At 39.4% G+C, this 12741-nt stretch carries 5 protein-coding genes; all 5 read right to left on the minus strand.

All coding sequences use genetic code 11. From position 1 onward, the window contains the following. Positions 1 to 2 precede the first annotated feature (2 nt). Positions 3 to 845: an IS3 family transposase gene (locus MR062_RS07645; protein ID WP_242203771.1), complete on the minus strand. Its 843-nt coding sequence runs from the start codon at positions 843 to 845 to the stop codon at positions 3 to 5. A gap of 35 nt (positions 846 to 880) precedes the next feature. Then, positions 881 to 1147 (minus strand): transposase, encoded by a 267-nt coding sequence (locus tag MR062_RS07650; RefSeq protein WP_242203554.1) that lies wholly within the window; start codon positions 1145 to 1147, stop codon positions 881 to 883. A gap of 350 nt (positions 1148 to 1497) precedes the next feature. Beyond that, entirely contained in the window at positions 1498 to 3834 is a 2337-nt protein-coding gene (locus tag MR062_RS07655) for a BNR-4 repeat-containing protein (protein ID WP_242203555.1), read from the minus strand. Between the two features lie 364 nt (positions 3835 to 4198). Then, positions 4199 to 7105 carry an Ig-like domain-containing protein gene (locus MR062_RS07660; protein WP_242203556.1) on the minus strand — a complete coding sequence of 969 codons (2907 nt, stop codon included), beginning with the start codon at positions 7103 to 7105 and terminating at the stop codon, positions 4199 to 4201. Between the two features lie 586 nt (positions 7106 to 7691). Beyond that, the gene (locus tag MR062_RS07665) at positions 7692 to 12482 is read right to left on the minus strand and encodes an endonuclease/exonuclease/phosphatase family protein (protein ID WP_242203557.1); all 4791 of its coding nucleotides are present in this window, start codon (positions 12480 to 12482) and stop codon (positions 7692 to 7694) included. Positions 12483 to 12741 lie beyond the last annotated feature (259 nt).

Below are 12741 nucleotides of genomic sequence, written 5' to 3' on the forward strand. Positions count from 1 at the left end.
TTTTAGGACACCTCTAAATTCGACAAAAAATTGTTAATTAGGTCAGATTTGGAGATTAAATTTATTTCTTCTCCAAATCTGGGCATAAATTCTATAGGGGATTTATTTCCTAAAGATTTATGTGGATGGTTATTGTTGTAATCTTGCTTCCATTGGTCGTTTAGCTTTTGTAATTGATAAATATCATCAAAATAATAGGCATCAAGTATGTCTTCCCTATAATGTCTGTTGAATCTTTCTATATATCCGTTTTGCATCGGTTTCCCGGGTTGGGTATACTTAATTTCTATAAAGTTCCTTTCGCACCAATGGACAAAGGTCTTGGATAAAAACTCTGGACCATTATCACATCTAATATACTTAGGAACACCAATCTCTTCTTTAAGATGCTCCAGGGTTTCTACAACTGCTCTGGCCGGAAAGGACAATGCGGCTTCAACCAGTAATGCTTCACGATTGCAATCATCTATAATATTCAATACTCGAACTTTTCTTCCATCACTAAGAACATCGCTCATAAAGTCTATGCTCCAACAAATGTTTAATGACACAGGAGCTTCTAAAGGCTGTTTAACTCTTGTTGCCAAACGTTTTTTGTGTTTGCGCCTTAATTTAAGTTTCATATTTCTGTATACTCTCAGCACACGTTTTCTGTTCCATTTATGACCTTCACGACGGATTCGGTTATAGTACTCATCAAAACCTCTGGTAGGCAGCTGCTGGGCGAGTTCAGATAGCTTGTCAATGACTTCTCTGTCATTTTTCTTCCTTTGATAATACCACATTGAGCGTGTCAAGCCCATAACTCCACAAGCACGTTTAATAGATACCTCATAGTGTTTAATTAGGTATTTGGCTCGGAATCGCTTGTCGGAAGGTCTTAGAACTTTTTTGACAGCACGTCCTTTAGCATACGTATATCCAGTGAGGCATCGGCATACATCTGTTTGAGCTTGAGATTTTCTTCCTCGAGCTCCTTAAGACGCTTCAAATGGCTCGCTTCCATGCCACCATACTTCTTACGCCAATAATTTATTGTACTCTTATCGATTCCTAATTCCCTGGCTAGTTCGGGAACACTTCTCCCTTGTTCATTTTCCTTTAAAATCTTGACAATCTGTGTCTCGGTAAATTTGCTTTTTTTCATCTGACAGTTTAAAATTTAAAATTAGTAAATTCGAATTTTATACTGTCCTATTTTTAGGGAAGGCTACAAAAAGGGATAGGCTACACATCCTTCTTCAAATTTTTCTTTAAGTTGAGCATTGGAAATTAATGTCGTGAAAAATGCTAATAATAAAAATGTATGTTTCATAGATTTTTAGTTTTGATTATTGCCAACGGAGGACGATAGTGGTTTTTAACGCTTTCTGACAGGATATCATCAACGTGAACCCAAGCAGAACCATTCCATCTTGCAATGTTTATTACATAATCGGGGATATTATAAAAAAACCTCTTGAGCAATCAAGAGGTTTTTCGTTTCTAAACAAATTCCTAATGTTTATAAAATTTATGTTGTATGGTATTCTTGTTATTTTTTACCGAAATAAAATATAGACCAGATGCTAAGCTGCTTACATTTAATTCAAGTGTGTTTCCACTAATCGTATGGGGCAAGGTGTTTAAAGGAATCGACCTGCCCTGTATGTTATATATGGAGAACTTGGTATTATCGTTAGCGTTCTCCTCACTAAGTTTTACTTTGAGGAAATTTTTTGTTGGATTAGGAAATACCTTCACAGAGGCATCTAAAGCAAGATTTTGTGAGGTCTTTTTAGAGGAAGAAGACTTCGCTGCGGTATCGGTTCCAAAAACTCGAAATTCTGGGATACTAATCCAAGGCCCTGAATAATTAGCAGCGCCAGTAACGGTCAGCTTAACATAACGGGCGGTAGTTGAGAAGGTATCCTCAATTGGAGCAGCTACTGTTCCAGGCGTTGTATTGTTACTCCTGTCAACAATAGTACTATAACTGCCACCGTCTGGTTTGGCTTCAATTGTAAATTGATAGGCTCTGTCGTTTAGACAAACCAATTCAGAGCGTGTAATGGCTTTGTCTGCACCAAAATCAAGTTCAATCCATTGGGCGTATTTTTTTGCTGCCCAATAGGTATTTGTATCATCATCAACAGCATTTACGGCTTTGTTGCCATTTTGTTCTTTAGAAAAGTCAAAAAGGTTGTTTATCGCTAGATTAGTTTCTGAAGACGTGGAATTGACTGTAATATCATTAGCATAGGTTTTGGTAGCTCCCAAGTCATCAAAAGCTTTGGCCCTTATGGTATGGTCGCCTACGCTGGCCCCATTCCAATTGTAACTATATGGTGCTGTGGTGTCGGTATACAATAAGGTATTTGTAGCGCCTACAACGTCGAAGAATTCCACTTTTGTAATGTAACCGTCACTATCGCTGGCATCTGCAGCAATGGAAATGGTAGTGCCTTCATCAAACTGGGCACCATTTGTAGGCGAAGTTAAGGTTACTGTAGGTGGATTGTTAGAAGTAGGATTGGATTCTGGATATATAACCTTATACAATATTCTTTTGTTAATGTAGAGATCGGTATCCGGGCTATAGTTTAAAACGGCTACAGGTGAGTTACCTCCTCCTGTTAAGGGGCCAGGTGTATCAAAAGTGGCACCATCGTCGTAAGAAGAGGTTAAAAGACCTACATTGTTAATATCTCGTGCGTACACATTTACCCAGCCACCAGTGAAAGACATAGGAGGACGATAATGGTTTTTAACGCTTTCTGACAGGATATCATCAACACGAACCCAAGACGAGCCATCCCATCTTGCGATGTTTATAACATAATCAGGGTTATTTTGACTAAAATTATTTGCGGTATTATATGGGTACATGACCACAGGTTGCCCTTGGCTGTTTACCGTTACCCTAGGTGTCTGTATTTCGCAAGTGGTATCATCCCAAACTGCCTCTCCTGGGTAGAACAGGTCGGCATCACTACCATCTACAGACATGGGTACACTAACCTCAGTACCATCGGCTTTAAAGTATTTGTCCAAGTCTACATCATATCGCATATAAGTGCCCCTTTGAAAGGTATTGTCCCCACTGTGTAATTGCGACCAAGCGGTTACGATATGGAGGTTATTATTATTATCGGCAAATAAGGTGCTCATGTAGGCATTTTTACCGTGTTGTTTCCCAACGAGGTCCATAGACCAAGTTTTGGTAATGTTGTTCCAATGGTATAGATCCTGTCTTTCATGGGTTTGGGTGTAATTGGCTGTTCTTCTTAGAATGACAAACACATCGCCGTTAGTTGTGGTGGCGGCATAGGGGTAAGAGTACAATTTTTCGTCATCGTCATTGCCTTCGGGTAGGTCTGTATACCAACCTGTATCATTATAACCTGGCATGGAGCTGCCGTAATCCGTAAAATTTTCTATGTCATATGCGTCATTAGATCTCCAATATTTCATTTTATGGTTATGCATACCAATCCAAACGTGGATAAAGCCATCGCCATCTACGGCAATAGCGGATTGGTTATGCCCCTCATCACTTGATGCAGTGTTGGTTACTAAAGTAGGAAAATCGAAAGAAGATCTAATTACCTCTCCGGTATCTAAATTATAGCTACAAATTTTACCCGGATATATACTATCATTTACTACGTTATTATCAACGTATAATACGTATGCAATATTTTCATGATAAGCAAACGAAGCTGCATTTTTGGTGTTTCCAGGGCTTCCATCGTCAGTGAAGTCGAACAAGCTGGTAACTGTTGGAGGTGATTGGGCATTTAAAGTACTGATGGTAAGCAATAATAATGCTAATTGAAATAATTTTTTTTTCATAATTGTTGGTTTTTGATGGTTGAATGTTTGTTTACAACCTACTCATAGTCCAAAATATAAACTTGTAATTTGTATGTGTTTTTACATTCAAAAAACACTTTTATAAATTGGAAAAAACAAGCTATGATTTGATAGTAAGCAAACAAGTGTTATTGTGAGTAACTAATTAACTTAAAATCAAACGATTGATTAGGGATGTATGTGTCACGAATAGTAGACAAATGATACATATATAGCTTAAACAGTAGGTTTTGTTTAATAAATGAGACGTTAGTCTCTGAAAGAAAGGTTTTTAGTATGTTGAGATTGTAAAAAGCCCCTTAAGATTTTAAGAGGCTTTTGTACTCAAAAAACAAATAAGTTTCTAATCTTTATAAAACTTGAGTTGCATGTTATTTTTACGATCTTTAATGGACAGAAAGTACATGCCGGTAGCTAAATTAGTTACATTAAATTGAATGGTATTTTCGTTTATTTTGTTTTTTGTGCTTAACAGATTTGATGTCATTATTTGACCTTGTAGGTTGTAAATGGAATACTTAGCATCATTGCCAAATTGATTATCATCAAATCTTACTTTAAGATAGTCTCTTGTAGGATTAGGAAATATTTTAATAGAGGCATCTAAAGCAAGGTTTTGAGTGTTCTTTTTAGATGAAGAAGACTTAGAAGCTGAGATATCGGTTCCAAATATTCTAAACTCTGTAATATCAATCCAAGGGCCTGAATACCCTGAAGCACCGGTAATGGTGAGCTTAACATATCGGGCAGTAGTCGAGAATGTGTCTGCTATAGGAGCGGCCACAGTTCCTGGGGTCGTATTGTTACTTCTGTCAACAATAGTGCTATAACTGCCACCGTCTGGTTTGGCTTCAATTGTAAATTGATAAGCTCTGTCGTTTAGACAAACCAGTTCTGAGCTTCTAATGGACTTATCCGAACCAAAATCAAGTTCAATCCATTGAGGATAGAATTTTGATTCCCAATACGTGTTTATATCATTATCTACTGCCATTGAAGCATGATGATTATTGGTTTCATCAGAAAAATATAAAGGATTGTTGTTTATAGCTATATTGATATTCACGGTAATATCTCTGGCATATGTTTTAGTGGCCCCCAAATCATCAAAAGCTTTGGCTCTTATGGTATGCGTTCCAGCACTGGCGCCGTTCCAACTGTAACTGTAAGGCGCTGTGGTATCAGTATGTATTAAAGTATTAGTGGTACCGTCATTGTCATAGAATTCTACTTTTGTTATAGAGCCATCACTATCGTTAGCATCAGCGATAATGGAAATGGTAGTACCTTCATTGAACTGGTCACCGTTTTCGGGAGAAGTTAAGGCAACTACAGGTTTAAAATTAACCACAATATCATTGGCATTGGTTTGGGTAGCCCCGGAATCATCAGTCGCTTTAGCACTTATATTATGGGCTCCAGTGGTGGCCGTCCAATCGTAATTGTAAGGGGGGTCGGTATCGATATACAATAGATTACCATTATCGAAAAACTCGACTTGTGTTATGGAGCCATCACTATCGTTGGCATCGGCGGTAATTGAAACAATATCTCCTTCTACAATGTCAAGCTGTATGCCATTGGCAGGATAGGTTAATGTTACCGTAGGTAAAGCATTCACGGTAATATCATTAGCATATGTTTTAGTGGCTCCTAAATTATCAAAGGCTTTAGCTCTTATGGTGTACGCTCCTATAGAGTCAGCAGGGATATCCCAATTGTAGCTGTAAGGAGCACTAGTATCGGTAGCTAATAAGGAGATTTCGTTGTCTTTAATAAGATAGAATTGTACTTTATCAATGGAACCATCACCATCAAAAGCCTCTGCAGTCATGGAAATGGTAGATCCTTCATCAAACACCTCATTTGGCTTGGGAGTATTTAAGATTACTACAGGCTTATTGTTAGGATTTGATTGAGGGTAGACCACCTTATATAAATATCTTTTATTGATGTACAGATCGGTATCAGGGCTGTAGTTCAACACCTGTACAGGGGTGTTACCACCTCCTGTTAAAGGGACGATTGTGTCAAAAGTTGCGCCATCATTGTCAGAATAGGTTAAAACTCCTGCATTGTCAACGTCTCGTGCGTACACATTTACCAAACCACCCGTAAAAGAGATCGGAGGACGATAGTGGTTTTTAACTCCTTTTGGTATGATTGAGTCTGTATGAGTCCAACCAGAGCCACTCCATCTTGCAATATTTACATTGTATTTGGGGTCGGTTTGACTGTAATTATTTCTATTGTAAGGATACATTACCACAGGTTGTCCTTGACTGTTTAGCGTTACCCTTGGGGTCTGTATTTCAGAGACAGTGTCGTTCCACGTAACCCACTCATTAATATCTGGATCCCATTCATTCCATTCTCCTGCATAGAACCGATCGGCATCAGTACCGTCTACAGACATGGGTACGCTAACCTCTGTGCCATCGGCTTTAAAGTATTTGTCCTCGTTTACATCATAGCGCATATAAGTACCCTTTTGAAAGGTATTATCTCCAGAATGTAACTTTGACCAGGCGGTTACGATATGGAGGTTATTGCTATTGTCGGCAAATAAGGTACTCATATAAGCATTTTTGCCGTGTTGTTTTCCAACAAGATCCATAGACCAAGTGTTTTTGCTGTTGTCCCAATGGTATAGATCCTGTCTTTCGTGTGTTTGGGTATGATGAGCTGTTCTTCTTACAATTACAAACACATCACCATTAGTTGTAGTGGCCGCGTAGGGGTAAGAATACAATTTCGCATCATTGTCATTGCCTTCAGGGAGGTCTGTATATTCACCTGAGTCACCATACCCTGGCATATCGCTGCTTTTATCTGTGAAATTTGTGATGTCTTCTGGGGTATCAGACCTCCAATATTTCATTTTATGGTTATGCATGCCAATCCAAACGTGTATACGGCCATTGCCATCTACAGCAATAGCAGATTGGTTATGCCCCTCATCACTTGATGCAGTGTTGGTTACTAAGGTAGGAAATTCGAAAGAAGACCTAATTACCTCTCCGGTATCTAAATTGTAGCTACAAATTTTACCCGGATATATACTATCATTTACTACGTTATTATCAACGTATAATACGTATGCAATATTTTCATGATAAGCAAACGAAGCTGCATTTTTGGTGTTTCCAGGGGTTCCATCGTCAGTGAAGTCAAACAAGCTGGTAACTGTTTGGGAGGATGCAGATAAGACGGTAGCCAGTAACACTAAGTTAAATAAAATTTTTTTCATAATTTTTGTTTATAATGGTTAAGGATTAGTTCAACCCAATTCAATCTACAGTCCTAAAAAATTTACATGACCCTAGAATGATTTTAAAATTTTTTGGTTTGAATGCTTTGGCAAGATATTGAAAGAAATAGGGGAGATTTGGTTTAAATGCATCAAAAAGAGTGGTTTAATGTTACATTTGTTGAATTAACTGAGGCAAAGAATTTTATTTAGATTAAATATCTAATCATTATCTTTTGCTAATGAGAAGAATAAGACCAAATATATTTTAAAATTATTTGTAGTTTTATCAAACTAAAGAAGATCAAATTATATCTTCAAAGTTCTTTTAATAGTTCTGATGTGCAATTAGGTGTGCATGAATAGATGAAAGTTATTGAATAACAGTAAATATAGGGGATAGGAGAGGTTGAAGTTAAGCCTGCCACCCCGACAAAAATGAATACCAACAAAAACTAAAACCTTGTAAATTGTATGATTTACAAGGTTTTATGGTTTTTAGACTATCATAAGAATTGAATTCATATGGTTTAAAAAGCTGCCTGTAAAGGCAGTTTCTAAACATAAGGAACTAAAGTTAATCCATTTATTCTTTTATTATTTTATAAGTCCATATTCCATCTTTGGCTTTTACTTCAACAAAATAAAGTCCTGTTGGGGCTGTTTGGAGGTTAATCAGGGCAGCATTTTTAGAGACGTTTTGTTGTAGAACAATTTGCCCTAGCACACTTCTCACTTTGTATGAGAAAGCTTCATATCCTTTGCAGGTTATGTTAAATATTCCCGTTGATGGGTTTGGAAATACTTTTATATTCGGATTTGTTTGATGGTCATCAATTGAGACCTTGGCCTGTTTTTCGTTCGTGGTCTTAGACGAAGATCCTGATGAAAGGTCAATAACTGCCGTAACCCCTTTATGGTCTGAAGGCCAAGATAGTTGATCGGCTACGAAAGTATCATTCTCGGTATTGGAAGTACTGGATACATTGTTAACGTAAGATGCTTTTGGGCCAACAATGGCGGCACTGGTTGCCGATACATTGGTGCCTCTGTAAAAGATGTAATCAATACGGTCTCTTTCATCGGCTTCGGGTGTCCAACTGGTACTTCCAACACCAGTGGCAACAGATGGCCATGTGATACCAGGATTGGCTACTTCATCAGGATATATCGCCCTAAAGGCATCCGTAAAGCCATTATCCTCTAGGGATTTTGTAGTATGCCAGGGGAATACCACACCATGGTGATCGAACATATTAGCTTGGCCAGAAGTCCAGTCTAGGTGAGACGGTTCGTTAAAGTCTCCCACTAGAATAACTGGTCGTGTTTCACCATTTACATGATTGATGAAAGCTGCAATTTGTTCATCCCTTTGCGACCCCAGATTCTGATCGGTAATAATAGCAATGTCGGTGACAGGCTGAGGTGACTGATTTTTGCGCCCTATTTTGTCCCATCCAGTATAAGGGGCCGAGCCTCCACAGTTGTACCCTCTTGGGAGATAAGTGGCGTAATAGGTGTAGTCTAGGTGAGCAGCAGCCACTATAATGCTTTGTCCATTTACATCCACATCAAAGACAGAAACAGCACCAACCTTTGTTCCAGTTGAGGTAATAGGATATTTGCTAATTATGGAAACATCAGCACCATTGGCATAACCTCTGTTATAGGTCAAACCTACGCCAGCAAGATCATTTACAATTTTTGTGGTCCAGTCACCACTATAGTTCCTTACTTCACTAAAGCTTACAATGTCCGGATTTACTTGGGCAATAACGTCTCTAATATAGGTCATGCCGTTCGGTACCGAGGTTCCTTCCTGCCAAATATTAAATTGTAGAACCTTAATACTGCCGGAATTGCTTACAGTAATATAACCCGTCTTGGTCATGGTGTCACTACCTGTTGCGTTTGTAGCTGTAAGAGTAACACTGTAGGTGCCTTCTGTGTTATAAGTTACCGTAGGATTTTGAGCAGTACTGGTAGCTGGAGTTCCGCCCGTGAAGGACCAACTCCATGACGTTGGGCTATTGGTGGAACCGTCGGTAAAGGAGATTTGTTGCCCCGGAGTTATCGAGGTTGTACTTGCAGTAAAATTGGCAGTGGGAGCACCAGCCTGAATTAACGTGCCTCCCACATTAATCTCTGCTGCGGAAGTATAATTGCTACCATTAATGTCCGAAGTTGCAACCAAACGTACATACTGTCCCTGTTTTTTGGGGAAACTAACTGTCTTTTCTGTTTGATCCGCAGCGAAGGCTCCGCTTGCCACAGCAGTACCCCAATTGGATGGATTGTCACTTACATAGATTTCGTAGTTGGCAATCGTTCCATTTGTTCCTGTTTGACGCGGTAGATATTTTAATTCACAAATATCATATAGGCTGTTTAAGTTAATCTGGATTTCGTGAGGATGAGCGGGCTGGCTGGCACTCCATTCGGTATGCCAAATGGTAGAGGTATTCCCGTCGAATGCATTAGTAGCTGCCCCGTTCTCGCCAGAGATCTCTTGGCTATCCACATATTGCAATGTCCAGCTTGACTGAGCAATTGCATTACAGGTTTCATTCGCTGTTATCATACTACTAGATGTAAAACCTCCATCATTGGTTGTAGCAGTAATAGTAGCGGTACCAATTGCCACTGCGGTAACTACACCTGTAGAACTTACAGTTGCTACACTTGGATCACTTGTACTCCAGATCACAGACTTATTGGTTGCATTGGCAGGACTTACCGTTGCTGTTAGTTGCCCCGTGCTTCCTGCAGACAGAGACAGTGATGTTGGCGTAACGCTAACTCCTGTAACTGCCACTGGGACAGAACCATCAGAGAAGTCGTATGTTGTAAGCAATCCGGCATGATCGGATGGAAATAGCATTCCAGCATCAGCTGTATTATTAATGACTTTAGAACCATTTATTGCCACATTTGGTCCCTTGTGGTACAAAAAGTCAATTCTAAAATCTTTGCAATAATTGTAGAATGCTGACCAGGTGCCTCCAGGATGAGCAACTTCATCAGGATGTGCAGTTCGATAGCTATCTGTGTACCCTTTGGTATCGATCATATAGTGACTTGTGGGTAAATCAACTTCCCATCCATTGTGCAAACCTGCTGCTGCTGCTGCCGCTGTAAAATCAAGATGAGAGCCTGAATTAAAGTCCCCTCCAATGATGACTGGGATATTGGGATCAGTAGCGTAAAAATCTATGTCCTGAGTAAAAATACTTGTGATATCAGCCTTATTAGTAGTGTTGTCGCCATTTATCCATTGTTGGCCTGTGTAGGCCGAGGAGTATTGTAAAAGTGTGTAATCAGCCCCCCAATATCTTAGCCAGACATCATATACAATCACTTCTCGATTATTGTCAAGTTGTACTTTTACGCCAATACCATAAAAACTATTAAACTTAGATGGATAAGTCTCCACGATAGGATACCTGCTGAGGATAGCCAAATTGTCACCTGCACCTAGTGTATATAAATTATACCCAAGTGCATTGGCTATTTCTTGCTGTGCTCCATAGCTTTCCACCATAGTGATGATGTCTGCTTTTGATTCTTTGATGACATCAATTACCCTTTGCACACCTTCATTGTAGCCACTTTCCCTGCCTGCATGCCATATGTTCCACGACAGGACTCTTACGATATCAGCGTTACCTGTGGTTATAACTGATTTTTCTCCATAAGGAGCATGATTGTCTGGCACATACGAGGCCGTTCCAATCTTAAATGAGCTTACCCCTGCATCAAGCAAGGTGCCTTTGGGAGCATCGGTTTTAACATCAAAGCTTACCATGAAATAGTTTACACCATGCGAAAGGTTTTGAGAACCACTAAATGTGACTGAAGATGCTGCTGGTATTCCCGATCCAAAAATCTCCACTTTATTGGCTGTAGAAGGTGTTGTGCCTAAATAATACAGGTGCACATTGTCTAGTGCAGCAGCACCGGCAATGTCCAAATTAATTTCTGAAAAACTCAGCGGATTGTCTAATCCGTTCATAGCCACCTGAAAATTTATTACTTGAGCACCTGTGGTCCCTGGTGTTACATCAAAATTGTTCTGAATTACCTTAGAAGAAACATATTGCATATTCGTAGATGCTACTGTGAAGGCTGTGTTATTATTAGCCACGTATTGAGCATCTACTGCCGAGGCGTTGTACACATCAGAGTTTTTAATATCTCCAGGATAATTACCCGTCATGTCGGTGGCATCAGCAGCCTGATCGTCAAATGCATAATAGGCAACCAAATTATTAAAATTCGGATGTGAAGGATCTATAGTCTTGCTTGTCCAATTTGCCAAAGTGGCCTGAGGTACTGCTGTTTTCCATATTCTTACTTCATCAATTTGACCGCTGAAAAATTCCTTTCCGTCATCTGAACCAATAAAATTAGGACAGATTGGCCTACCACCTGCCTGAGAGGCCACTTCTACACCATCGACAAATATTCTTGATGTTGTACCATCGAATGACGAGGCAATATGGTGCCAATTATGATCTAGTGCATTTGGAGCAATAAGACCGGTTCTGTATAAGTTTGGTTTACCATTTGTCAACAACAATGGATAATCCTCCCACTCAGATACATATACCCATCCACTGCCAACAACATTTTCATAGGTATCCCAAGTGCCATTTCCTTTGACCCAGGCTTCGACAGTCCAATTGTTAATATGGGGAAGTGTAAGGTCGATCTGATCATCCACTCCATCAAAACTCATCGCATAGTTAGGGTTGCTTGCAGAAGTTGTTACCGTAATAGTGCTTGTCGCTGTAAATCCACCATCTGTAGAGGTGGCAGTAATGGTTGCACTACCAATGGCTATTGCAGTAACCAATCCAGAGCTGTTCACTGTGGCCACAGTAGCATTGCTGCTGCTCCAACTTACCGATTGGTTAGCTCCAACAGGGCTCACTGTGGACGTTAACTGTCCGGTACTTCCCGTATTGAGGCTCATTGTCGTCGGACTTACGCTAACGCCAGTAGCAGGGGTGTTGCCAACCACAATACTGGTTGAGGCAAGTATGGTGTAGCCATCGTTTTCTAGAAAATGGACATCATAAGTGCCGGCGGTTGCCAATCCCGAAGAAAATGTAACCGAACCGCTGGTATATGTTTTACCCGCCGATGACTTTTTCCCATTGACATAAAACCAATCTACATTATTTCCAGAGGCAGGAGTAACACCTTGATTAAAAATTCCAATCCAATCCGTTTTATTTCCGGGGCCACCAGAGAAGTTAATTGTAATGGATTCATTAGGTGCGTAAGTAGTCTTAGAAGGGCTCACGCTCTGTGCATGTAACCCGATAATGCTTCCTAAACATAGAAAGCACAATTTGATAATGGTTTTCTTCATAATTTTGGTTTTTGATAGTTTAGTTTATAGTTAATCAAAAATAAATTGACTAACCTGTCAATCAATTAAAACCAAATTTATATATAAAATCTACTTTTTATGGGTGTCATTTTAATCAATCAAGTAGGAGAAATTAGTGGACTGATTGTCTGGTTTTTAGGAAGTTTTAATGTGTTGGAACTTAATTTTGACTAGAAAAGACAGTGAGAGTCTACCATGAGCAATCAAAAGACTAGAAGTATATATTTAATAAAAAAAA

The sequence above is a fragment of the Aestuariivivens insulae genome (assembly GCF_022662195.1).
GTDB classification, from domain to species: domain Bacteria; phylum Bacteroidota; class Bacteroidia; order Flavobacteriales; family Flavobacteriaceae; genus Aestuariivivens; species Aestuariivivens insulae.